The organism is Listeria grayi (genome assembly GCF_900638015.1).
Taxonomy (GTDB): domain Bacteria; phylum Bacillota; class Bacilli; order Lactobacillales; family Listeriaceae; genus Listeria; species Listeria grayi.
In genome coordinates, this window is sequence record NZ_LR134483.1 from 698,291 (window position 1) to 721,424 (window position 23,134).

The window sequence follows — 23,134 nt, forward strand, 5'->3', positions numbered from 1 at the left end:
TGTTGTCGTACATAATTTGGAAAGAGCTTCAAATAAGCGCGCGTCAAATAGACACTACACTCCTATATGCAGCTCGTAGCCTAGCAATTTACGGTTGCTTGGTAGAAACGTCCGGACCCTATTTCCGAACTTATACGACTTGCTTATTGTAGCCCTTTTTCAGTCATTACGCAATATAAAATTTTACTTGTATATTTTTATAAAAATTAGTTTATACTTTTAGAAAAATAAGTTATAATAATACCGAAAAGGAGGAGATAATAATGAAATATACGTTTCCAGAAAACTTTTGGTGGGGGAGCGCTGCATCCGGACCACAAACGGAAGGTGCCAGCACTATCGACGGCAAGAAACCGAGTGTGTGGGATCATTGGTACAAAATCGAACCGGAGAAGTTTTTTAATGGTGTAGGTCCGCAAAATACATCCAATTTTTATTATCAATATAAAGAAGACATTGCATTGATGAAACAAACAGGGCACAATTCTTTTCGGACTTCGATCCAGTGGTCTCGTCTGATCCCTGATGGAACCGGAGAAGTGAATCCGAAAGCAGTGGAATTTTACAATAATGTCCTTGATGAAATGATCGCAAATGGTGTGGAGCCATTTATCAACTTATATCACTTTGATATGCCAATGGCTATGCAAGAAAAAGGCGGCTTTGAAAATCGTGCCGTGGTAGATGCATATGCGAACTATGCGAAAACGTGTTTCGAACTATTTGGCAGCAAAGTCAAATATTGGTTTACTTTCAACGAACCGATCGTGCCAGTGGAAATGGGCTACTTATATGACATGCATTATCCAAACGTCCATGATTTCGGTCGTGCAGCACAAGTGGCTTATCATACTGCACTTGCCCATGCTTTGGCGGTAAAATATTATCATGAATTGAATCAAGACGGTAAAATCGGTGTGATCTTGAACTTGACGCCTTCTTATCCGCGCAGTCAAAATCCAGCTGATCTAAAAGCCGCCCATCTTGCTGATCTTTTCTATAACCGTTCTTTCTTAGATCCAGTAACGAAAGGCGAATATCCAGAAGATCTTGTTGAGATCTTGCGCGAACGTGATTTCATCCCTGAACATACGGCAGAGGATCTTGCTATCATCAAAAACAACATCATTGATATTCTCGGCGTCAATTATTATCAGCCGCGTCGTGTCAAAGCAAAAGAGTACATGCCACATCCAGATGCACCGTTCATTCCGGAACATCTATTTGATAATTATGAAATGCCTTATCGCAAAATGAATCCTTATCGTGGCTGGGAAATTTACGAAAAAGCAATCTACGACATGGCAATCAATCTGCGGGACAATTATAACAATATTCCATTCTTTATTTCAGAAAACGGAATGGGCGTAGAAGGGGAAGATCGTTATCGCGGTGCTGATGGCAAGATCAATGACCATTATCGGATCGATTTTATCAAAGATCATTTGCGTTATTTACATCAAGCCATCGATGAAGGTGCCAACTGTCTAGGCTATCATCTATGGACATTCATGGATTGCTGGAGCTGGGCCAATGCTTATAAAAACCGCTACGGTCTAGTCGAAGTCGATCTAGATAATAACTTTAAACGGACGATCAAAGCATCTGGTTACTGGTATAAAGAGCTTACTGCAAATAATGGCTTTGAAGACTAAGATAGGCGTGGTAAAATAAGGAAAGCAAGTAGAGGAGGAGTATTGTGGCGCAAAATCAAACGAAGTATAGTTTTATCGCAGAAGAAATGCGAAGCCGCATTTTGAATCTCAAGTATCCGTTAGATAAACCGATACCAGATGAAATGACGCTCGCCCTGGAATTCGGCTGTAGTCGAATGACAATGAAAAAAGCGCTCGAGGTACTTGTCCTTGAAGGCTTTCTTTATCGAAAACGAGGACATGGTACTTTCATCATCAAATCGGCACTTGACGCAGAACGGCTGACGATCCATAATCAAGAATTGAATGGCTTTACAAAGCTGTTAGACGATAAAGGTGTGACGAGTAATGTCATTAAATTTGAAGTTATTTTTCCAACCGAAAAGATTGCGGAACGGCTCAATATCGAACGTGAAACGCCAATTTACGATATTTTACGGATCCGCAGCGTAGCGGACGAGCCCTATGTATTGGAACAGACATATATGCCTGTGACAGTGATCCCCGGGATCAACCAGTCTGTATTAGAAGGCTCGATCTACAAGTACATCCAAGAAGAGCTACATTTGAAGCTAGCAAGTTCTTACAAACAGATCCGCGCTGATAAATCAGGCGAACTCGATTGGGAATATTTGCACTGTACGAAAGAAGAGCCGGTGCTTGAAGTAGAGCAAACGGTTTACTTAAATAATGGCACAGCTTTTGAATATTCATTAGCCCGCCATCGGTATGATAAATTTGTCTTTACCACTGTCAACATTTCCAGACACTAACATAAAACACACGCTGATCAAGCCGCTGACATGCGGAAGAGAGCGTGTGTTTTTTAGATTTGTTCTTTATTTTCCCGAAAGCGGCGGATACTATGGTTGAATATTTCGGATAGCATGATGCCTGCTGCGATCGCACCTGCCACGACACCAACTTGAACCGTAAAACCGATCGCTTCGATATAATCGCCAAGCACAAAATTACGCACAGCTTGATAAGCGAGTCCACCGGGAACAAGCGGGACAAGGCCGGGAATATTAAAAATCGTGATCGGCATTTTTTTATACTTCGCGAAAAAATGACTACAGACGGCTACCACAAAAGCTCCTGCCATCGAGGCAGCGCCTACACCCAAGTGGAAGTTTTGGAAGAGCCAGAAAGCCATCCAGCCCGTTGCTCCTGTCCAGCCACAAGCATTTAGCGTTTTCCGCGGGACATTCGTAATGATAGCAAAGGCGACCGTTGCCAAGTAACTACAGATGATGTGGATCAAGATCGTAGCAAACATAAAACTCCTCCTTTATAAGAAAAATCGAAAGATGACAGCAATACCGATCCCGATGGCACAAGAGGTCAGCAATGCTTCTGTACCGCGCGCCATTCCGCTCAGCAGATGACCGGCGAGCAAATCGCGGACAGCGTTGGTGATCGGGACCCCGGGAACGAGTGGCATCAAACTACCGATTATCATCGTACTTAAATGAATACCCAAATTCAGATGGACAGCTAAGACCGCAAACAGTCCAATGGCAAAGGAAGCAAGAAACTCGGCCATGAATTTGACTTTGACCCATAAATTAGCATAATAATAGATCGCATAGCCAAGTCCACCGATCAAACAAGTCGCAATAAAATCATACCAAGCGCCGCCGAAAATGATCATCAGCGTCCCACTCACGAGGCTGCCGGCTGCGATCTGCAACCAAACAGGGAAGTGCTTGGTTTCGTCATCTAGCGCCATCAGCTGCTGATACAGCTCTTGAAGCGTCAACACATTAGAAGCGAAAGAACGGGAAAGCTCATTGACCATCGCTACTTTTTCCAAATTGATCGTTCGCGCCGGTATCTGTTTAAGCTGGATATTCTGTTCACCTTCCAGCGACATGAAAATACCAGTAGGCGTCACAAAACTGATACCGCGCTTTTTACTGGCCGTATCCGCGATCCGGATCATCGTATCTTCCACGCGATACATTTCTGCGCCACTTTCCATCATGATCTTGCCTGCCATCAAACAGGTTTCCAGTAAATAGTCTTGCTTATCCAATTTTAGAAGCCACCTTTCTGTCTGTGTGCTGAATCCATATTATATTTATGATACTATATTTATAGGAAAAAAAGAAAGGAGACCAATTATAAATGGCAAATATCGAATATGAGATCGTAGAAGAAGTCGGTGTGCTTTCTGAAAATGCCCGCGGTTGGCGCAAAGAGTTGAATAAAGTTAGCTGGAATGGCAGAGAGCCGAAGTATGATATCCGTGATTGGTCGGAGGATCATGAGAAAATGGGAAAAGGAATCACCCTAACGGAAGAAGAGGCGCAAGCGCTAAAGGAGTTATTATAAAAAAGACAGCTAGATTGCTGTCTCAGCTTGGCGAAAAACGCTCATCTTCGTCGTTAAAGTCTGCGTTTCGATGCTCACGTACTTAAGTACGCTCCGCTTCGGTACTCGACTTTGCCTAGAATCTAATCATTTTTCGCCAAGCTGGGAATAGCTAGGAAATGATTGAAATGGTGTTTTTCTTCAGTCTGAGACAGCTAGATTGCTGTCTTTTTTATATGTCCAATGCAATAAATAAAACTTTTAAATAGTTGCCTTCTGGAAATGCCTTATCGACTGCAAAGTCAGGAGGGAGTGTGTAGCTCTCCACAATACGGTAGCTTCGGCCTGTATTTGCAAAGGCTTCTGCGACTACTTTTTTAAAAGCGGTCATTCCATAACCCGCATAATTAGTCGAAGCGATGATGTGCCCTTTTTCAGCAGTGATCGCGATCGTTTCTTTCAGCAAATTCGGGTAGTCCTTGGCAACTCGGAAAGTCAACTTTTTTGTGCGTGCAAAACTAGGTGGATCGATGACGACCAGATCAAACTCGAGTTGTTTACGTCCTGCATATTTGAAGTACTGAAAAACATCTTCCACGATGATCGTTTGCGAAGTAGGGTCAATCCCATTCGCTTCAAACTGTTCTTGTGTTTTAGCTCGGCTGCGTCCGGCAACGTCAACACTTGTAGTAGCAGAAGCACCGCCCATGACCGCTGCAACGGAAAAAGCACCGGTATAGGAGAAGGTATTTAAAACGCGCTTATTGTTCGCATACGCGTCTGTGATCCGCTGCCTTACTTGGCGCTGATCAAGAAAAATACCGGTCATCCAACCATCGTTTAAATAAGTTGCATAGGAAATACCGTTTTCTTGGATCATAATCGGAAAATCCGCTTGCTCTCCTGCAACGAAATCTTCTTGCTGCGTATTATCAAAGCGTCTTTTCTCATAGATACCTTTGACAAAATCAAACTGCAACCAGCTTTGGATGATCGCTTCTTTATAGGTATAGACGCCGGCACTATACCATTGGAAAAGGAGATAACCATCATAATAATCGACCGTTAATCCGCCAAAATGGTCGCCTTCACCATTAAATAAACGAAATGCTGTGGTAGTTTCATCTGCAAAGAGCGCTTGGCGTTTTTGCAAAGCGTTTTTCCAGCGAGCTGTGAAAAAGGTCTCGTCCAATTGTTCAGTCTCTCTTTGAGAAAACACCCAGCCATCGCCTTTGTTTTGTTTGCCATAATAGCCCTTTGCGATAAATGTTTGGCCAGGATCTGCTAGTATCAATACCGCGCCTTCTTCGATCTGCTGCGGCCAATTTTTAAAGTTATCTGCTTGGATCAGGGGATAGCCGCCTCGGTATTTTTTGGCGATCTGCTGATTTTCTGCAAGGATCGTATACGTTTTTGCCATGTTATCACTCTTTCTATTCAAATAAAAGACCTGTAAGCTGTTTCGCCTACAGGTCTTAGTGATTAGTCGTTATTAGAAATTAGCTACGCGACCGAAGCCAACTAGATATTGTCCCCAACCATTTCCATGGATATTATCGATAGAAACGCCGTTATCTTGTGCATCGATCATTTGTCCGCCGCCGATGTAGATACCAACGTGGGCGATGCCGCTGCCGTAGTTAAAGAATACCAAGTCGCCTGGTTGTGCTTGCGATTCAGAGATCTTTGTAGAGTTTGCATATTGTGTTGCAGAGTTTCCAGAAAGGCTAAGACCTACTTGATTGAAAACATAGCTAGTGAAACCAGAGCAGTCAAATGTGCTTGGGCCTCTAGCTCCCCAAGTATAAGGTTTGCCTAAGTGTTTTTTAGCTTCTGCATATAATGCAGAGAAGCTTGCACTGCTAGACTGCGAAGTATTGTTGTTTACATTTGTTGTTGGCGTGCTGTTATTTGTTGTATTAGTTGGTGTTACTTTAGCTGGTGTGCTGGTAGCAGGTTTAGAAACTGCTGGTTTCGCAGGAGCAGCTGGTTTTGGTTTTGCAGCACTGGCTTTTACGCTCAATTCTTGACCAGCATAGATCGTGCTGGTTGCATTCAAGTTGTTCCAGTTTGTTAGATCAGCTACTGAAACTTTGAATAAGGAAGCGATTTTCCCAAGGGAATCACCATTTTGTACTTTATAAGTAGCAGCGTTTGTGTCAACTGCAGGTGTACTTGCTTTTTGCTCTACAGCTGGTTTCGCTGTAGGGGCTGGTGTAGCTGCTTTTGGCTTGGAAACAGCTGGTTTCACTGTTTCTTTAGCAGCTGGTTTTGCTTGTTCTTGTTTAGCCGGTGCTGTTTGCTTCACTTCTTGTTTCGGAGCGACTTTAGCAGGAGCGGCTTGTTTTACAGTTGTTGGAGCAGCTTTAGCAGCCGCTTCTTTTACTGCGATCGTTTGACCAACATAGATCGAAGAAGAAGAAAGATTATTCCATTCGATCAATTTTTGAACAGGAACGCCATATTTGACAGATAAAGCCCAGATTGTATCACCGCTTTTTACTTTGTAAGTAGAAGCGTTCGTATCCACTTTAACTGCGTGTGTCGAAGTAGCAGCGACTTTTGCTTCTGCTTTGTGGGTCACTGCTTTCGTAACGACAGGAGCAGCGACTTTTGCGTCAGATAAGTATTTTCCGTTTACATAACCAGTTTTACCATTGTCAAAAGAGATCTTGTTCCAACCATTAGCTTCAGAACTTTCTACTTTGACAACTGTACCGCCTTTTAGGGAAGTAAGTATTTTTTCATTTGCGTCAGGAGCATGACGAACATTCAGCCATGTTGCACTAACAGATTTTTCTACTTTTTGAGCAGCTACTTCTTTGATTGTTAATTTTTGTCCCGGTACGATTCTATCAGAGTCAAGTTTATTGAGTTGTTTTAGTTGGTCAACGGTAGTACCAGTTTTGGAAGCGATCCCCCAAAGTGTATCACCAGATGCGACAACCACTGTATTTGCTGAGACAACCGATGGAGCAGCGAATGCTGTGACAGCTATTCCAGCAGCAGCGGAAACGATCGTTGCTTTTTTCATATTAAATGTGACCCCTTTCTATATTTCAGTTTTAAAATTCCGATTATATCAATGAATGAGTTCAACAGATTTGCTTGATTAATATCCATTTTACAGACTTTAAATTCAAAAGACAATGTGTCTATTACAAAAGCAAATAAAATTACTTTTTAAATCATTGTTATTTGTAACTTTGTTGTAATAAACAGAAGTAGAACGTGTGTTTCCTAAGGCGCGGAATAGTATAAATTTGCCATTTACAGAGGATAATGTAAACTAAATCACATATAAATTTTCTTTTTATTAGAAAATTTCTAATTATCTGGTGGATAAATTTAATCTAATTGTAATATTATATTTACCGTTTCCACAGTAATGAGAAAATTATTACTGTGGAAAAAAGAATTTGTTCTAACTCTTTTATCTATTGTATAATGAGGGAAGATGGAGGCCGATAAGAATGGAACAAAGTTTTAATGACAAACGAATCGTCCGAGCTTACCGTGAAGTCGCTCGGAAAATTGTGAAAAAAGAAGGTCTGTATCACAATATGGACCAAGCGGAATTAAAAGAACAAACGGCCATTTGGCGTGAAAAATTTAAAACAAAAGAAATGACAGAACGAGATAAGATCAATATTTTTGCACTTGCTCGAGAAGCTGCAAGACGGATCACCGGTTTAGAAGCGGTTACTGTTCAATTGATCGGAGCTCTTGTACTAGGCGACGGTAAAGTAGCGGAAATGAAAACCGGGGAAGGTAAAACGCTTGTTTCGCTTTTTGTGATGTATATCGAGGTTATTCGCGGCAATCGTGTGCACTTGATCACCGCAAATGAATATCTGGCGAAACGGGACCGCGAGGAGATCGGACAGGTCTTGGAATATTTAGGTGTATCCGTTGCACTGAACGAAGCGCAGCTAGATAAATTTCAGAAAAAAGCCATTTATACAGCAGATGTCATTTATGGCACCGCGGCAGAGTTTGGCTTTGACTATCTACGTGATAACATGGTCCGTGCTTGGGAAGATAAAGTTCAGTCAGGACTAGATTTTGTGTTGATCGATGAAGCAGATTCAATTCTTATTGATGAAGCAAGAACGCCGCTTTTGATCTCAGATAAAAAAGAAGAAGATCTTTCCTTGTACCAAGATGCTGAGTTACTCGTCCAAAGTATGCTGAAAGATGATTATGAGATCGATGAGCAAAAACGATTTGTTTGGCTGAATGATGCCGGAATTGAGAAAGCCCAACGCTTTTGGCAAGTTGAGTCGCTATATTTAGAAGAAGCGCAAAATTTTCTGCGGATTACGATGCTGGCATTGCGTGCGCACTTTTTGATGCAGAAAGATAAGGATTATGTCGTGCTCGATGATGAAGTGCTGATCATTGATCCGCATACAGGCAGAGCATTGCCGGGACGTCGCTTCAATGACGGCCTACATCAAGCAATCGAAGCAAAAGAAGGTGCTGCTGTCAAAGAGGAATCGCGAACACTGGCAACGATCACGATCCAAAACTACTTCCGGATGTACAAAAAGCTTTCTGGTATGACGGGGACGGCAAAGACGGAAGAAGAAGAATTTAAAGAGATCTACGGCATGGACGTCGTGGTGATCCCTACCAATTTAAAAGTCAACCGGCAAGATATGCCTGATGACATTTTCTATACGCAAAAAGAAAAAGGCCGGGCGATCATCTACGAAGTTTCGTGGCGTCATGATAAGGGTCAGCCTACTTTGATAGGAACATCCTCAATCAAAAATAATGAATGGATCAGCGGCTTGCTCACCGATGCCAATATTCCGCATCAAGTGCTGAATGCTAAAAACCATGCCCAGGAAGCCGAGATTATTGCGAAAGCGGGTAAACGAGGTATGGTGACCTTAGCGACAAATATGGCTGGACGTGGGACGGACATCAAATTAGATGAAGATGCCCATCAGCTGGGGGGATTAGCCGTCATCGGTACAGAACGTCATGAAAGTAGGCGGATCGATCTGCAGCTGATGGGACGTGCCGGCAGACGGGGGGACCTTGGCTTTAGTAAGTTTATGATCTCTCTGGAGGATGACCTGTTGGCGGATTATGATAGCAAACGCTGGATAAAGCTGCGGGAAAAATTGTTGCGACGGGCACCGCGGACAGGCAAACCAGTTAACAAACTGCGGTTGCATACTTATGTATACGAGGCGCAAAAACGTCTAGAAGGCGCCAATTATGATCTGCGGAAAGAGCTGCTCTCCTACGATGAAGTCATTGACCTTCAACGAAAAATGGTTTATCAAGAGCGGAATGAATTACTGCAGCGTCAAAAGCTTGGCGTATCTTCTGAAAAAATCTTGCGGGAGATCGCGGAACAAACTTTCAAAGTAACAGGCGACGAGCAAACCATGGAGGAAGCCTATAAACGTCAGGAAGAATTTTTAGCAGGAACTTCCTTCCCTATGTCTATGGAAGAAATCAAACGTGAAGATCCAGATGTCGTGATTGAAAAATTGATCAACTGGCATAAAGGACAACGCGAAAAAATCCCTGCCGAAACCATGAGTGCGATCGAGAAAGAAGTCTATCTAAATCTCATGGATCAAATGTGGGTCATGCACTTAGATGAGATGGTACAGTTACGCGAAGGGATCCATCTGCGTGCTTACGCGCAGCAAGATCCGCTTGTGATGTATCAAAAAGAAGGCGGCGAATTGTTTAAAAAATTCCAATCCGAGTATCATTTTTATTTCGCACATGCTTTGCTGGAACTGGAACCAGATGGGTTGGTAATGGGATAAGGTTAGACAGTGCCATGTTTTTTAGGTAGAATAAGGGTAACTCAAGAATATATAAAAAGGAATGAAGGTGAATAGATGAAAAATCAATTATCCAAGTTTAAGCAATTCTTTATAGAGAATAAGTTTGTATTGGCATTACTTATCTTTCTGATCGTTGCGTTAGATATTTTACTTCTCACAAAAATATCGTTTATTTTCAAGCCGGTAGGGGTTATTTTAAAAACGGTCGCTGCGCCGATCATTTTAGCGGGAATCCTGTACTACCTATTCAATCCAGTGGTAGATTGGCTGGAAAAACATAAATGGAAACGCGGCTGGTCGATCGGTCTGCTCTATCTCGTTATTATCGGGGCGTTGATCGTACTCTTCAGCTTTGTCGTACCGGCAGTGAAAGATCAAATTGCCAGCTTACTGAATAAGTTCCCGGATTATTGGGATACGCTTACGAATGAGCTCGATAACTTTTCGAAAACAGGCTTATTTGATCAAATCAGAGAGCGCTTGAATTCCAATTTAAGTGAGATCACAAAAACGATCTCTTCGAAAGGAACAGGCTTTGTCAATAGCGCGATCGATGGTATCGGCAGCTTTGTCGGTACAGTTACCGAAGTTGTTTTGGCGATCGTTACGACACCATTTGTCTTGTTCTACTTATTGAAAGACGGCAAAAAACTGCCGGAATTTATTTTAAAATTGCTTCCTGTTAATGCACGAGCACACAGCAGACAAGTTTTAAAAGAAGCAAACCATCAAATCAGTTCTTATATCCGTGGTCAAATCATCGTCAGCTTCTGTATTGGTATCTTGCTTTATATCGGCTACTTGATCATTGGGTTACCATACGGTCTGACACTTGCGATCATCGCGGCTTTCACAAGCGTTGTTCCTTACTTAGGACCAGCAATCGCAATCACGCCAGCGATCATCATTGCAATCGTCGTATCGCCTTGGCTCTTGCTCAAGCTAGTCGTTGTCTGGGTATTGGTACAATTACTGGAAGGTAAATTTATTTCACCACAAATCATGGGTAAATCCCTAAAAGTACATCCAATCACGATTCTATTTGTCATCTTGGTTGCCGGAAATCTTTTCGGTGTCCTTGGCGTCATCTTCGCTGTACCAGGTTACGCGGTACTTCGCGTCGTGGTCATGCATACTTTTGACTGGTTCAAACGGATCTCTGGACTATACGGTGTTCAACCGGAAAGTCAATATCCGCCAGTAGAACCGGGAGAAACACAAGAACAAAATAAACCAAAAGAATAGACAAAAACACTTCTTGCTGTTACATTTTTCTGCAAGGAGTGTTTTTTATTGGGGGGAAGATTATGCTTGAACAGGTAAAAGGAAAAGTGATCATCTCCTGCCAGGCGTTGGAAAACGAACCGCTCCACAGTTCCTTCATTATGGGAAGAATGGCGCTGGCAGTCGCACAGGGCGGAGCAGCTGGTATTCGTGCGAATAGCGTGGCTGATATTGAAGAGATACGCAAACATGTTGATTTGCCGATCGTCGGTATTATCAAACACGATTATCCGGACTCCGAGATTTATATCACAGCGACGTCAAAGGAAGTAGAGGCATTACTAGAAACCAATATTGAAATGATCGCATTAGATGCGACAGACCGAAAACGGCCGGGCGGAGAAACGACACGCGAACTAGTTGCCAAGATCCACGAAGGAAATAAATTAGCAATGGCGGATATTTCGAATGTAGAAGAAGGGATAGCGGCCGAAAAAGTCGGATTTGATTGCGTATCGACTACATTATCCGGTTATACTCCTTATACCAAAACACGTCCGCGCCCTGACTTTGAACTGCTCGAACAATTGCGTAATACTATCTCGATCCCTATTATCTGCGAAGGACATATTACAGAGCCAGCAGAAGTGGTAGAAGCATATAAAAGAGGAGCATATTCTGTTGTGGTAGGTTCAGCAATTACAAGGCCACAAGAGATCGCAAAACGATTTACGGATTTTTAAGCAAAAAGAAGAGTAAGCAGCTGCTTACTCTTCTTTTTTATGCACGATCACTTTGGTACCACGGTTATCGGCAATTTTTTCAGCACGTTTTTTTGCTGCTTCCTTCGTATCGAAAGTATGGCTTGCTTGTTTGGCACCTTCAGATTTCACTTCCCAATGATCCTCTTTGTAGCGGACATGTACCGGCTTATCGACGGTATCCGCTCCGCTGGAATCAGAGTCTTTGGAATGCTGAGTGACATGTTTTGATTTTAGATCTTCTTTTTCGCTAGCAGAAGCATGCTTGTACCATTCTTTAGCTTGCTCAGTTGCGATCGGGATCGCTCGGCTATCTTTGTAACCTTCTTTCAATAATGCATTTCCGATATCGATCGCTTTTTTTCGTTCTAATTTATCCAGGTTTTTCCATGAATCTGGATAATCATCCATTGTCCAAGGCATTTTTTGTCCTCCTTTCGTTAGCCGTTAATGACAGTGCCGCCATTGACGTGAATGGTTTGCCCACTTACATAACTAGAATCACTGGAAGCAAGGTAAACATATGCCGGTGCAAGTTCATAAGCTTCACCAGAACGTCCTAATGGAACGGTATCGCCCCAATTTTCCAGCTGTTCTTCGGTAAACGTCGCCGGGATAAGCGGTGTCCAGATCGGACCTGGCGCGACGGCATTTACTCGGATTTTCCTATCTAACAGGTCTTGATTTTGCGAAAGGGAACGAGTAAAGCTGACGATCGCGCCTTTAGTCGAAGAATAATCAAGCAACGCCGGACTTCCTTGGTAAGCAGTAATGGAAGCAGTATTGATAATAGATGCTCCCGTCGTCAAATGGGGAAGAGCAGCTTTTATAAAGTAGAAGTTACTAAATATATTGGTTCTAAACGTACGATCGAGTTGTGCTGCGGTGATGTCTGTAAGATGTTCTTGGACATGCTGTTCCCCAGCTACATTGACTAAAATATCGATCTTGCCGAATTTAGCAACCGTCGTTTTCACAACTTCCTCGGCAAAGGATTCCTCCCCGACATCGCCTTTGATGGAAACGACTTGGCGACCTTCTGCCTCAATCAAATCGACCATCCGTGCAGCATCTTCCTCTTCATCATAATAGGTGAAAACGATATCCGCCCCTTCTTTAGCAAAATAAAGTGCTGTACTAGCACCGATTCCACTGTCACCACCGGTCACGATCGCGACTTTATCATGGAGTTTATCCGCAGGTTTATAATCATCGCTTACGATTTTCGGAGCCGGATGGACGTTTTTCGATTCGTCATCAATCAAATAACCTTCTTTTGGGGTTTGTGTTTCGACATTTCCTGTTTTTTTGTCTGACATCTAACCATCCTTTCTATCGCAATATTAATTATCTTTTTCCCTCTGAACAAAATCAAAAACATTGGGTTTGAATAGCCATAGGACAGGGAATTAGCACAATATGATTTGAAAGCGTTTGATTGAAAAAAATCTATGAAAACTGTTTTCAATGAATAGATTTCGTGATACAATGAACAAGCCGAAAAGGTGGCTAAAATTTTTTCAGTTGGAGATGAAAGTTGTGGATGCAGAAAACAGTCCGTTAATGCAAAAGATCGATTATAGTACGCGTAAGAAAGTGGATTTAGTTAATAATAGTATTTTTCGTTATATTTTACGCGCGATGCTAGCTTGTTTATTCCTAACACTTGGAACAGCAGTGGCTGTTATGATAGGGGATAAAGTAGATCATTTTGCACCCGGTCTCGGGAAAATCACTTATGCATTTATGTTTAGTTGGTCGCTCGTAATGATCATCTATATGAATGCAGAATTAGGTACATCGAATATGATGTATATGACAACAGGTGTTTATCAAAAAATCGTGCGTCCGAGTAAGGCACTTAAAATCTTATTATTATGTGTAGGTTTCAACTTGGTTGGCGGGATTATCGCCGGCTACTTGGTTTCCCTCACATCAGCATTTCATAATTTACCACCCGATCACTTTTTATTTACAGCCGTGGCCGGGAAATTAGAAAAAACACCGGTTCAAATTTTTGTAGAAGGTATTTTCGCCAATATCGTCGTGAATACTGCTGTTCTTTGTACATTACGGATGAAAGATGACGCTGGTAAAGTTATCAGCATGATCTTTATTATTTTCATCTTTGCATTCTTAGGATTTGAGCACGTTATCGCCAACTTTTCATCGTTCTCGCTTGCCTTCTTTGCTTCTCATGGAACAATGGCAGCTATGACAGTTGGAAATGTCGTCCAGAATCTAGTACTTGCCTTCTTAGGAAACTTTGTCGGCGGGGGAGTCGTTATCGGCTTGCTTTATGCATGGCTGAACCGGACAGAATCGATTTATAAAGATTAAAAAAGTCCCAGCTTGGAGCAAGCTCGGATCTGACAGGACAAAATAAGAACATCAAAAAGCTGGGGATCATCTTTCCCAGCTTTTTATTTATTTTATGTGGATTAAAGTTTGGCACTTAAAATAATCGGACCTTTCGGTGTCTTACTGTTTTCATCAGGTTCTACAGTGATCGCCACAGTATCATAACTGTCTGTTTTCGCGATCGCATGCACGGCGCCACCACTACCGTCTTTATTGGCAATGAAAGTGCCGGCTCGTTTTGGTTTACCGTCTTTCAGCAGCCAGACTTGGTAGCGCTCTTTGTCGGAAAGCTTTTTAAGATCGCTTGCTTCTATAACAAGCTTGTCGCTATTCTTTTCATGAATGACAGTGGCAATGGCTTGGCCCTGCGCATTTTTCGCAACTTGGAGATCCTTAGAGATCTTCACACGCTTGGTATCAGTTGCGGTCTGGGTAGCTGGCTTTTGGTCTTGGAGTGTTTGATAAAAAATGATATTGCCGATCAGTGAAAGTGCTAAGACGGCTACTAATGAAGGGATAATCCAATTCCGTTTCTTTTTATGGACGATCACAGTCGGTTCTTCTACAGCAGGAGAACTTGTTTCGTCAGTTTTGAATACATTCTCCAATATGCGTTCCTTCATACCATCATTTGGGGAAACAGGTTCAGAGGAATACGGCAAATCAGCCATTAAGGCATTTAGTTCGTCTAATTCTTCTTGCAGACTGGGAAACTGTTGCAATGCTTCTTCCAGTTGCCACGCTTCTGATTCTGTCAGCGAGCCATTTAAATAGTCGATCAATTTTTCTTCTGCTTGTTGTTTATTCATCGTATTTCCTCCTTTCCACCATTATGTCTTTTAGATGCTTTAAAGCGAGCCGCAGCCTTCCTTTTACGGTGCCGAGCGGAATATCCAGCTTAGTCGCGATCTGTACCTGCGTACAGCTCTGGAAATAAAATAATTGGATGATCTGCTGCTGATTTTCTTTTAATTCGGCGAGCGCTTGATTTATTTCTGCTCGTTTTTCTTTCCAGATCGTTAAGTCTTCCGGTAAGGGTTGCCCATCCGGAACTTTTTCACGTTCTTCCTGTAATTCATAGGGGACTTCTTTTTGTTTGCGGATCAGGTCGATCGATAAATTACGTGTGATCGTAAGGAGCCAAGAAGAAAATTTGCCTTTCTCTGCTTGGTATAATCCTTTTTTTGTCCAGATCTTAATGAAGACTTCTTGCACGATCTCTTCTGCAAGTTCTTTATTTTTAACCATTCGATAAGCAAATGAGAAAATAAGCTTATGATACTTGTCATAAAGTGCTTCTAGTGCTTCCCGCTGGCCATCCTCTACTTGTTCGTACAAGATGATATCCACGTCAGACATTGGTATTCCCCCTTATCTGTGACCTCATCTAAGAATAACATAATCCTCGGGAAAAGTATTTCTATAATAGCTTACGAAAAAACAACAAAAAAAGATGTATTATTTCATAAAAAAAATTTTTTAAAAAAAGTGATCCGTTTCCATTTTTCATTCGTTAGCTCTATGTAGACAAAATCAAAAGGAGTGGAAAAAATGAATTTAAAAGGATTGCTTGCACCAATTATTGGATTGTCACTTGTACTTACACCGATGGCGACTGCAAACGTTAGTGCAGCGGAGAAACCGACTGTAGAAACGAAGGCATCAGAATTACGTTCTGGACTGGACAACTTGCTTTCGGAACATTATACGCTGGCGATCGATACCATGGTCAAAACTTATGACGGCGACAAAGGGGCAAAAGAAGCTGCTAAAGCGTTAGACCAAAATGCAAAAGACATGGAGCCGGCGATCGCTGATATCTATGGAGAAGATGGCGCCAAACAATTTGAAGCGATTTTCGCCCCGCATAATATGGCAACGGACGATTATGCTCAAGCGGTGAAAGATGGCGACAAACAAGCACAAAATAAGGCAAATAAAGAAGTCGACAAATTTGTTAACGATATGGCTAAATTTTTAGATACAGCGACAGAAGGAAAACTTCCTGAAAAGGCAGCAAAACAAGCTCTTCGCGAACATGAAAATGACGTACAACAAGCATTTGATGCGTATGTAGATAAAGATTATAAAAAATACAACGAAGATTTCCTAAAAGGATATGAACAAATCTTTGGAGTTTCCAAAGCGCTAAGCACAGCAATCACCACACAAAAACCGGAAAAATTTGATAATACAAAAGCGGATACAAAAGCAGCTGACTTACGTTCCGGTTTGAATATGCTGATCAGTCAACATTATGCACTTGCTGTCCGTAGTTTGAACGAAGGAACAAAAGGCTCTCCGGATTATGACTTTGTCAATTGGGCACAAGATCAAAATACAGAAGGCTTAAAAACAGCGATTGGTTCCGTTTATGGTAATGATGCTTCTAAACAATTCGGTGACGTATGGAATAAAAATCACATCGCTGCCCAAGCCGACTTGGCTAGCGCGACAGCAGCGGATAACAAAAATGGTGAAGATAAAGCGAAAATGAGATTGACAAAAGATTTTGCAGATGAGTTTTCGACATTCTTGTCCACGGCTACAGACAATAAATTACCGAAACAAGCAGCTTATGAAGGCATCATGCAGCACGAAAAATTAGTAACCATGGCATTTGAACAAGGCAATCAAGGAAACTATGCAGCAAGCTACAAGACATGGCGTGAAGGATTTGCACAAACATTCGACATCGGTAAAGCGTTAAGTAATGCGATCGTTATGCAGCATCCAGATAAATTTATGGACAATGCCCCAACTAAAATGCCGAATACAGGAATGGGCGGCGCAGAAAATAATACTTCCATGATGACAACGATCTGGGTAGCTCTTACAGCCCTTATCCTAGCCATTGCTGGATTTATCACTTTCCGTCAAGTAAAAAGCAACAAATAGAGGTGTTCACGGATGAAAAAGCTTTCTCTAACATTCATTTTCACAGCAGTACTCATCATTGGGTTAACGATTTGGCTAAAGCCGTTTGGCATTTTTAGCGAGGCAAGTAAGCAGCAGATCAAGGTAGTTCATGACCGTCCAAAAGAATCCGGCAGTGTGGTCAACCGAATCGCCGGCTTTCCCGTTTTGAAAAGCAAACAAGCTGAAATCGAAACGATCCAAAACCGTCAGAGAAACAATCAGCAGGGAATCGAACCAACACGAATCGAGATCCCTGCAATCCAAGCAAAGGCTGCTGTGAAGACCGTTGGAGAAGCAAAAAACGGGGAAATGGAAGTACCAGCGAATACAGTCGAAACAGGATGGTATTCGCCGGGTACACATCCCGGTAGCAATGGGAATGCAGTGATCGCAGGTCATGTAGACAGTAAAAAAGGACCAGCCGTATTTTTTTATTTGAAAGAACTACAGCCTGGCGACAATATTTACCTCTATGATAAAAACAAGCGCAAACTGACATTTACTGTTCGCACGAAAAAAAGTTATTTAGCAGAAAAAGCTCCAGTATCTGAAATCTTTGGCAGCAATACAAAGCCGATGCTTAACTTGATTACCTGCACCGGAACCTTTGACCATAAGCGCCGAACTCATATCGATCGTCTGGTAGTTTCAGCAGAATTAACGAATGACTCCGGGCAAGAACATTTGCAAAAACCAGTTGCCCCGACCCACCTTGAAAAAAGCGGTCAGACATTGAGCTGGCATTCCACACCGGAAGCAGCCGTCGTAGGTTACAATGTATATGCAATAGACACCAAGACAGGGACAAAAAAGCGAATCGCCAAAGTCGCTTCTCACGAGAGAAAAAGCGTTATGATCAAATCAAAATCACACGAAAAATATGGTGTTACCGCAGTCAATTACGATTTAGAGGAATCGGTGCTGGCTTTGGTACGATAAAAAAAGCTGTCCATCAGGACAGCTTTTTTATAGCATTGTCGATAATGTTTTTGTTTCTAAAAAATGCTGAATGACAGGCGCGAATTTTTCTTTTTCTTCTTCGACTAAAAAAGCATCATGTCCATATTCCGAAGCAATTTCGTGATAGTGGACAGGAACATGCCACTCTTTTAAAAGGCGATAGTGTCTGCGGATATCATGGATGCGAAACAGTTGGTCCGTCGTAATACCAATCAATAAGTAGGGAATGGAAATATCGGAAAATGGTGGCCGTTCATTTTCTGCTGCTGATGTGACATCGAAAAGATCGATCGCTTTGGTCAGATAAAGATAGCTGTTAGCATCAAAGCGTTCCACAAAACTGTCGCCCTGATACTGCAAGTAAGACTCGATCTGGAAATGCTCTTTGGAAAAAGCTCGCGGGGAAGATTCCGCCACAGTAAAGCGTTCAAAGCGTTTGGAAAACAATTCGCTTGTCCGGTACGTCATCATGCCGATCATTCGGGCTGTGGCAAGTCCGCCTTCTGGTTGCCCGACATAGTTTCCACCGTTGAAATCAGGGTCATTCAGGATCGCCATACGCATGATCAGATTATAGCCGATTGCATCAGGACCGCAAGCGAGGGGAGAGGCGATGTTGATGATACTCTCTGTTATTTCCGGATAATCGATCGCCCATTGTGTTGCCTGCATACCACCCATTGAACCACCAATGACTGCTTTTAGCTTCGTTATATGTAGTTCTTCTAACAACTCTCTTTGTACTTTGATAATATCTTTTACACTAAAGCCTGGAAATTCAAGACGAAAGGCCTCTCCTGTTTGTGGATTGATAGAGGAGGGACCAGTCGTCCCACTACAGCCGCCAAACACATTGGTACAGACAACAAAATATTTATTCGTATCAACTGTTTTGCCCGGTCCAATATACGGATCCCACCAGCCAGGCGTATCTGCTTCATCATGTTTAGCTGCGTGTGCCGTACCGGTAAGCGCATGTTCCAGCAAAATACAATTATCCCGTTCAGGGGACAAAGTACCATATGTTTCATAACCGATCGTGATCGGACCAAGCCGCTCCCCATTTTCTAAGATAAATGGATGGTGGGCAAATAGCTCTTTTTGCTCTAAATACACTCCGAACACTCCCTTTTAATGCGTGATTTAATAAAAAAACTCTAGCGAGAACAAGTCGCTAGAGTTGATTTTAATGGAATAAACGCGACTTATCTTTCAGTAAATACTGCTGGAATTAGCACCGTAAATTAAGATTCCGGTTGCTAAGGCTTCAAAGGGCCAGTCCCTCCACCTTTCTAGATAAGAAATAGTTATAAAATTAGTTTTATACTACGCTTAATTGCAAGGATTGTCAAGGTGTCCTCAGCGCATATTGGGTTTCCGAAGCAAGAGATAGGCTGCTGAAAGAATTAGCAGTCCGCCGGCTGAAGCTGCTGGAAACGAATCGCCAGTTTTAGGCAGTTTTTTGACACGAGCAGAGCGAAGCACGAGGGTATTGTTTTGGTTGTCTAAGCCGCTTTCCCGCTGGCTCGTGATGATAACTTGCAGGTCATCGCCATCCGGTCCGCCATCTTCGTGATCCGTATAATCCTCTTCCTCCTCATCATAGAAGTAGGTACTCATACCGCTATAATTTCCCGCTTCATCTGTCGCAGTCAAAGAGACGATCATCCCTTCAGGAAGCGCTGTTTCAAGTTCAAGTGCGAAATGGCCGTTTTTATCCGCATAGGTAGACCCGATCAGTTCGCTATATCCGTCCAAAATAAACACTAGCGTGTGAGGATCGGCAGTGCCAACGAGTTTGAGATCCGTTGTTTTGGAAAAATCGAGCTTTGGTGTTTTTAAAGTTGGTACATCATTCCAGATCATAATGGCTATTTCGATATCGGAAAAATTCCCTGCTGGATCAGTAGCCACTACTCTTACAAGCTGATCGCCCAGTTGATTCGGTTTTGGTGCCCATCCTTTTTTGAAAGTAAGTGAAACCTTGCCGCTGTTATCTGTAGCTGTCACTAGATCTTGTGGCTTGATGGTAGTACCTTTGTCGAATACAAAAAGTTGATCTTTTTTCGGTTGGATAAGTGGTTTTTCGGTATCGATTACTTGGTAGCTGACTGTAAAAGTTTCGGTGCGGTCTCCTTTTTTAGCTTCGATTGTTGTAGAAAAAGTACCGACTTTGCTAGTAGAAAGCTGTCCCTTTATGACACGAAGGGCAACGCCGGATTCAGCTGTAAGTAGATCACTTGTTGCTAATTTTTTCCCGATTGGGAATCGAAGTGCCGTTTTTGGATGAGCGAGTGGCACCGCTGTGACCGTATAGCTTACTTGCAGTTCTGTGGACGTATCATCGGCAAATACAACCGTGATCGCTATCGTTTTTTGACCAGCAGTTGTGAAATCAGGTACGGCTCCGGATTTGAAATCCGCGGATTTTACCTTAGAAGGATCTTCCGCAGTAATAAACGCCGATGCTGCTGGTGTTTTTTCTCCTTGCTTGAAGTGGAGATCTTGCTTGGCTGTTACATTTGTCGTCTGGATCGCAACCACTTTATAAGGAACGGTGATTGTTTCCAGACTACCATCTTGATAGTTCACTACTAGCGTTGCAGTATGCATTCCTGCTGTTGCCGTATCTGGCACGTCGCCTTTAAAGTGGACTTTTTCTATTGTTTCCTGTTCGGAAAGAGCAACAAAGTCTTGTGGAGTTGGTACTTGTCCTGTAGAGAAACTTACTGCCGTTTTTGGATGGACAATCTTTTGCCCTTCAAGTGGTGCAGCTGCCGAAACATGGCTTGGGATGCTTAGACAAATTAGTAAAAGCACAGCAAGCCAACAAATAAGTGATTTCTTGATCGTTGTTGTCATTCTTTTGCTCCTTTTATATGTTTTTTATAGAATAGCAATGTTGCCGCTATAAATAATAAGTGAATAAGTAATAGGGAGTGGGAAAAATGGCGGATTTTTGACAAAAAGTTGGCAAGCTAAGCAAAATATTCATTTAATAATAGTTGCTGCTCTTCCGGTTTGTATATTTGCCATGGTTTTGGGGAAAGCGTAAGGATACCCTCTTTTTCTAACTTTTGCAGATTAATGGCTACATAGGTGCGAGCGATATGTAAATAGCTCCCAAGAATTTTCTGAGTGAAATAATATGGAATCAAATACGAGCCGTCTGGTTCTGTGCGTCCAAACTTTTCGCCGATCGCAAGTAGGGCTGCAAGGATGCGTTTATCGGTAGGAAGGTGAAGTAGCTGTTCGCGCCACAACAAAGCTTCCGTATTAGCGATATATAGCTGCTGAATGAGGCGAACTGGTTCAGCAGTGGCATTGATGCGTTCCAGTAAGTAGGAATGATCGAATTTATAAACGATCACATCGCTGATGGCTCGGAAGCCGAATAATGTCTGATTGTCGATTTCCGGTTGTAAGAAACCGATCAACTCATTTTTTCCGCAGAAATACAGGATACTGTCTTCTTTGCTAGTAGATTGATAAGCTACGGCAACACCTTCGATCAAAATATACAAGGTATCGTTGGACCGATTTTCTTCGATCATTACTTGATTGCGCTTAAACTGCAGTCTTTCGTAAGGCAGCTTAGTGTCATTAGAAATGCGCAATAGATCCAGCAGGCTGCTAGAAGCAAGCGCTTTATTTTTTTTGAATAGCATAAAACCGAGTCCCCTTTTTTTATGATACAAATTCATTATAAAGGAGAATCGGCTATTTAGGAACTATTTTAAAAGTGCAGTAGGTAACAATTTGGCTTTTACCAAGCGGTTTCGAATTAACAAGCCGAGATAGGAGGCTAGGACAGCTTTTACTATTCCCGGAATGATAAAAGGAATAAAACCACCTAAAAACGCTTGATGCAGGGTTAAATGTGCTTGAAAAGCCAGCCAGAAAGTGCCGAAAACTAGAGTCACGAATGCGCCGATCACATTAGCGATCGCTGCCGGAATCGGACGGAAATTTGTTTTTTCGATCATATAGCCGGTAATCGCTGCATTAAAGATGAAACCGATCAGGAAACCGCCTGTTGGACTGAGCAGAACACCGACTCCCGATGTTGCTCCTTGAAAAACCGGTAAGCCGATCGCGCCTAGAAAAATATAAAAAAGAATAGCGATCGTACCATTTTTCCAACCTAGAATCGTAGCAGCTAACCCAACAGCAAGCGTTTGTCCTGTAAATGGGATGATGCCGAGTGGAATGGTGATCTGCGCCAAGATAGCGATGATGACCGCAAATAAACTATTGATAATGAGTAGCTGTAATTTTTGATTCCGCATAATAATCCCCTTTTTAATGTCAACTTTTTATTTTTAAAGGTTAACATTATAGAGCAGCTTTTGTCACTATTTTATTTTTTCAGTACCTTGTATAAATTAGTAGTGAAGCGTATACTGAAAGCATAAAACAAAGGAGCGTGTATCATGGCAATTGTTTCTCAGTTTAAAAAAGGAACATTGGAACTGTGCTGTCTGCATTTGATCCAGGAAAAAGACTGCTATGGTTATGAACTAGCGCAGCAAGTTTCCACTTATATCAAAGTAGGCGAGGGCGTGATTTATCCGATACTTCGTAGGCTGGTCAGCGATGGTTGGTGTACGACATATTTGCAGGATTCTTCGGAGGGACCATCCCGAAAATATTACCAGATCACAGCGGCGGGAGAACAACATTTACAAGTATTGACCAGAGAATGGCAACAATTCACACAGCAAATGGAAGAGCTGCTAACAGGGGGGAAAAGCGAATGAATGAAAAACAATTTTTAAATGAACTAAATGGGCGTTTAGCAAGCCTAGACCCGCAGGAGCGCAAAAATCTATTGGCAGAATATCAAGCCCACTTTGCAATTGGTAAAGAGCGTGGCAAAAGCGAGGAAGAAGTCGCTTTTGATCTAGGAGATATGGGTGAGTTGGTAGCAGATATCTATCTTTTAAAAGATGAACAGCTGACTCCGGTAAAAAACAATCGCCGTAAATATTGGTTGATCGGCGGACTTATCCTAGTAATTGTATTTCTGGTCGTGCCCTTTCTACTGATGATGATCGCTTTCTTTATTCTTAGTGTGTAATGCTTTCAGGTTAAAATACTTTGAAAAAGGGTATAAATA

The 23,134-nt window shown here is 42.3% G+C and carries 23 protein-coding genes and 2 riboswitches; of the genes, 11 read left to right on the forward strand and 12 right to left on the reverse strand.

What is annotated here, in order from left to right; genetic code table 11:
- Positions 1-56: 56 nt before the first annotated feature.
- Positions 57-158, reverse strand: a riboswitch (purine riboswitch).
- A gap of 105 nt (positions 159-263) precedes the next feature.
- The gene (locus tag EL241_RS03355; protein ID WP_036107918.1) at positions 264-1,655 is read left to right on the forward strand and encodes a 6-phospho-beta-glucosidase GmuD; all 1,392 of its coding nucleotides are present in this window, start codon (positions 264-266) and stop codon (positions 1,653-1,655) included.
- Between the two features lie 44 nt (positions 1,656-1,699).
- Positions 1,700-2,428: a GntR family transcriptional regulator gene (locus EL241_RS03360; RefSeq protein ID WP_036107913.1), complete on the forward strand. Its 729-nt coding sequence runs from the start codon at positions 1,700-1,702 to the stop codon at positions 2,426-2,428.
- Between the two features lie 53 nt (positions 2,429-2,481).
- Here EL241_RS03360 and EL241_RS03365 read toward each other — a convergent pair whose 3' ends face one another.
- Together EL241_RS03365 and EL241_RS03370 are read right to left on the reverse strand one after the other, a co-directional pair.
- Positions 2,482-2,934: a threonine/serine exporter family protein gene (locus tag EL241_RS03365; protein ID WP_003758004.1), complete on the reverse strand. Its 453-nt coding sequence runs from the start codon at positions 2,932-2,934 to the stop codon at positions 2,482-2,484.
- 12 nt (positions 2,935-2,946) lie between these two features.
- Entirely contained in the window at positions 2,947-3,657 is a 711-nt protein-coding gene (locus tag EL241_RS03370; protein ID WP_052009289.1) for a threonine/serine exporter family protein, read from the reverse strand.
- Positions 3,658-3,785: 128 nt separating this feature from the next.
- Between EL241_RS03370 and EL241_RS03375 the strand changes: the two genes are divergently transcribed.
- Positions 3,786-3,992, forward strand: a complete 207-nt coding sequence (locus EL241_RS03375) for a YdbC family protein (protein WP_003758007.1) — start codon at positions 3,786-3,788, stop codon at positions 3,990-3,992.
- A 211-nt stretch (positions 3,993-4,203) separates the two neighbouring features.
- Here EL241_RS03375 and EL241_RS03380 read toward each other — a convergent pair whose 3' ends face one another.
- Both EL241_RS03380 and EL241_RS03385 read right to left on the reverse strand, forming a co-directional pair.
- On the reverse strand, positions 4,204-5,391 hold the full coding sequence (locus EL241_RS03380; RefSeq protein WP_126320349.1) for a class I SAM-dependent rRNA methyltransferase: 1,188 nt from the start codon (positions 5,389-5,391) through the stop codon (positions 4,204-4,206).
- Positions 5,392-5,463: 72 nt separating this feature from the next.
- Entirely contained in the window at positions 5,464-7,005 is a 1,542-nt protein-coding gene (locus EL241_RS03385) for a LysM peptidoglycan-binding domain-containing protein (protein ID WP_036107903.1), read from the reverse strand.
- A 439-nt stretch (positions 7,006-7,444) separates the two neighbouring features.
- On the opposite strand from EL241_RS03385, the gene secA2 reads away from it, so the two are divergent.
- The 3 genes from secA2 to EL241_RS03400 all read left to right on the forward strand — a co-directional run bounded on the left by secA2 (position 7,445) and on the right by EL241_RS03400 (position 11,757).
- A complete protein-coding gene (secA2, locus tag EL241_RS03390; RefSeq protein WP_036107900.1) occupies positions 7,445-9,769 on the forward strand; it encodes an accessory Sec system translocase SecA2 in 2,325 nt (774 codons plus the stop codon).
- A gap of 75 nt (positions 9,770-9,844) precedes the next feature.
- Positions 9,845-11,035 carry an AI-2E family transporter gene (locus EL241_RS03395; protein ID WP_126320350.1) on the forward strand — a complete coding sequence of 397 codons (1,191 nt, stop codon included), beginning with the start codon at positions 9,845-9,847 and terminating at the stop codon, positions 11,033-11,035.
- A gap of 62 nt (positions 11,036-11,097) precedes the next feature.
- Positions 11,098-11,757, forward strand: coding sequence for an N-acetylmannosamine-6-phosphate 2-epimerase (locus tag EL241_RS03400; RefSeq protein WP_036107897.1), 660 nt, complete (start codon positions 11,098-11,100; stop codon positions 11,755-11,757).
- A gap of 24 nt (positions 11,758-11,781) precedes the next feature.
- Here the strand turns inward: EL241_RS03400 and EL241_RS03405 are convergent, their stop codons facing one another.
- Both EL241_RS03405 and EL241_RS03410 read right to left on the reverse strand, forming a co-directional pair.
- Complete coding sequence (locus tag EL241_RS03405) at positions 11,782-12,198, reverse strand: DUF2188 domain-containing protein (RefSeq protein WP_003758021.1); 417 nt, start codon at positions 12,196-12,198, stop codon at positions 11,782-11,784.
- A 17-nt stretch (positions 12,199-12,215) separates the two neighbouring features.
- Positions 12,216-13,094 (reverse strand): SDR family oxidoreductase, encoded by an 879-nt coding sequence (locus EL241_RS03410; protein ID WP_126320351.1) that lies wholly within the window; start codon positions 13,092-13,094, stop codon positions 12,216-12,218.
- Positions 13,095-13,314: 220 nt separating this feature from the next.
- Between EL241_RS03410 and EL241_RS03415 the strand changes: the two genes are divergently transcribed.
- Complete coding sequence (locus tag EL241_RS03415; RefSeq protein WP_036108044.1) at positions 13,315-14,115, forward strand: formate/nitrite transporter family protein; 801 nt, start codon at positions 13,315-13,317, stop codon at positions 14,113-14,115.
- A 101-nt stretch (positions 14,116-14,216) separates the two neighbouring features.
- Here the strand turns inward: EL241_RS03415 and EL241_RS03420 are convergent, their stop codons facing one another.
- Positions 14,217-14,945, reverse strand: coding sequence for an anti-sigma factor (locus EL241_RS03420; RefSeq protein WP_036107892.1), 729 nt, complete (start codon positions 14,943-14,945; stop codon positions 14,217-14,219).
- Complete coding sequence (locus EL241_RS03425; RefSeq protein WP_003758028.1) at positions 14,938-15,495, reverse strand: RNA polymerase sigma factor; 558 nt, start codon at positions 15,493-15,495, stop codon at positions 14,938-14,940. The genes EL241_RS03420 and EL241_RS03425 overlap by 8 nt, the downstream gene beginning before the upstream one ends.
- 192 nt (positions 15,496-15,687) lie before the next feature.
- On the opposite strand from EL241_RS03425, the gene EL241_RS03430 reads away from it, so the two are divergent.
- Complete coding sequence (locus EL241_RS03430; protein WP_036107889.1) at positions 15,688-17,034, forward strand: hypothetical protein; 1,347 nt, start codon at positions 15,688-15,690, stop codon at positions 17,032-17,034.
- 12 nt (positions 17,035-17,046) lie between these two features.
- Positions 17,047-17,994 (forward strand): class F sortase, encoded by a 948-nt coding sequence (locus tag EL241_RS03435; RefSeq protein ID WP_126320352.1) that lies wholly within the window; start codon positions 17,047-17,049, stop codon positions 17,992-17,994.
- A gap of 27 nt (positions 17,995-18,021) precedes the next feature.
- Here EL241_RS03435 and metX read toward each other — a convergent pair whose 3' ends face one another.
- The 4 genes from metX to EL241_RS03455 form a co-directional block, all read right to left on the reverse strand.
- Positions 18,022-19,131 (reverse strand): homoserine O-acetyltransferase MetX, encoded by a 1,110-nt coding sequence (gene metX / locus EL241_RS03440; RefSeq protein WP_036107886.1) that lies wholly within the window; start codon positions 19,129-19,131, stop codon positions 18,022-18,024.
- Positions 19,132-19,217: 86 nt separating this feature from the next.
- Positions 19,218-19,318, reverse strand: a riboswitch (SAM riboswitch).
- A gap of 56 nt (positions 19,319-19,374) precedes the next feature.
- A complete protein-coding gene (locus tag EL241_RS03445; protein WP_036107883.1) occupies positions 19,375-20,877 on the reverse strand; it encodes a Rib/alpha-like domain-containing protein in 1,503 nt (500 codons plus the stop codon).
- A gap of 116 nt (positions 20,878-20,993) precedes the next feature.
- Positions 20,994-21,683 (reverse strand): Crp/Fnr family transcriptional regulator, encoded by a 690-nt coding sequence (locus tag EL241_RS03450; protein WP_036107880.1) that lies wholly within the window; start codon positions 21,681-21,683, stop codon positions 20,994-20,996.
- Between the two features lie 63 nt (positions 21,684-21,746).
- Positions 21,747-22,304, reverse strand: coding sequence for a biotin transporter BioY (locus tag EL241_RS03455; RefSeq protein ID WP_036107878.1), 558 nt, complete (start codon positions 22,302-22,304; stop codon positions 21,747-21,749).
- A 144-nt stretch (positions 22,305-22,448) separates the two neighbouring features.
- Between EL241_RS03455 and EL241_RS03460 the strand changes: the two genes are divergently transcribed.
- Positions 22,449-22,775 carry a PadR family transcriptional regulator gene (locus EL241_RS03460; protein WP_036107875.1) on the forward strand — a complete coding sequence of 109 codons (327 nt, stop codon included), beginning with the start codon at positions 22,449-22,451 and terminating at the stop codon, positions 22,773-22,775.
- Positions 22,772-23,095: a DUF1700 domain-containing protein gene (locus EL241_RS03465; RefSeq protein WP_052009280.1), complete on the forward strand. Its 324-nt coding sequence runs from the start codon at positions 22,772-22,774 to the stop codon at positions 23,093-23,095. Before EL241_RS03460 ends, EL241_RS03465 begins: the two co-directional genes overlap by 4 nt.
- The last annotated feature ends 39 nt before the right edge of the window (positions 23,096-23,134 follow it).

Coding starts and splice junctions, on each gene's coding strand:
- EL241_RS03435 (WP_126320352.1), top strand. CDS start 17,047: ATGAAAAAGCTTTCTCTAACATTCATTTTCACAGCAGTACTCATCATT.
- EL241_RS03365 (WP_003758004.1), bottom strand. CDS start 2,934: ATGTTTGCTACGATCTTGATCCACATCATCTGTAGTTACTTGGCAACG.
- EL241_RS03355 (WP_036107918.1), top strand. CDS start 264: ATGAAATATACGTTTCCAGAAAACTTTTGGTGGGGGAGCGCTGCATCC.
- EL241_RS03450 (WP_036107880.1), bottom strand. CDS start 21,683: ATGCTATTCAAAAAAAATAAAGCGCTTGCTTCTAGCAGCCTGCTGGAT.
- EL241_RS03410 (WP_126320351.1), bottom strand. CDS start 13,094: ATGTCAGACAAAAAAACAGGAAATGTCGAAACACAAACCCCAAAAGAA.
- EL241_RS03465 (WP_052009280.1), top strand. CDS start 22,772: ATGAATGAAAAACAATTTTTAAATGAACTAAATGGGCGTTTAGCAAGC.
- EL241_RS03460 (WP_036107875.1), top strand. CDS start 22,449: ATGGCAATTGTTTCTCAGTTTAAAAAAGGAACATTGGAACTGTGCTGT.
- secA2 (WP_036107900.1), top strand. CDS start 7,445: ATGGAACAAAGTTTTAATGACAAACGAATCGTCCGAGCTTACCGTGAA.
- EL241_RS03430 (WP_036107889.1), top strand. CDS start 15,688: ATGAATTTAAAAGGATTGCTTGCACCAATTATTGGATTGTCACTTGTA.
- EL241_RS03420 (WP_036107892.1), bottom strand. CDS start 14,945: ATGAATAAACAACAAGCAGAAGAAAAATTGATCGACTATTTAAATGGC.
- EL241_RS03395 (WP_126320350.1), top strand. CDS start 9,845: ATGAAAAATCAATTATCCAAGTTTAAGCAATTCTTTATAGAGAATAAG.
- EL241_RS03380 (WP_126320349.1), bottom strand. CDS start 5,391: ATGGCAAAAACGTATACGATCCTTGCAGAAAATCAGCAGATCGCCAAA.
- EL241_RS03375 (WP_003758007.1), top strand. CDS start 3,786: ATGGCAAATATCGAATATGAGATCGTAGAAGAAGTCGGTGTGCTTTCT.
- EL241_RS03405 (WP_003758021.1), bottom strand. CDS start 12,198: ATGCCTTGGACAATGGATGATTATCCAGATTCATGGAAAAACCTGGAT.
- EL241_RS03445 (WP_036107883.1), bottom strand. CDS start 20,877: ATGACAACAACGATCAAGAAATCACTTATTTGTTGGCTTGCTGTGCTT.
- EL241_RS03455 (WP_036107878.1), bottom strand. CDS start 22,304: ATGCGGAATCAAAAATTACAGCTACTCATTATCAATAGTTTATTTGCG.
- EL241_RS03400 (WP_036107897.1), top strand. CDS start 11,098: ATGCTTGAACAGGTAAAAGGAAAAGTGATCATCTCCTGCCAGGCGTTG.
- EL241_RS03370 (WP_052009289.1), bottom strand. CDS start 3,657: ATGGCAGGCAAGATCATGATGGAAAGTGGCGCAGAAATGTATCGCGTG.
- EL241_RS03385 (WP_036107903.1), bottom strand. CDS start 7,005: ATGAAAAAAGCAACGATCGTTTCCGCTGCTGCTGGAATAGCTGTCACA.
- EL241_RS03425 (WP_003758028.1), bottom strand. CDS start 15,495: ATGTCTGACGTGGATATCATCTTGTACGAACAAGTAGAGGATGGCCAG.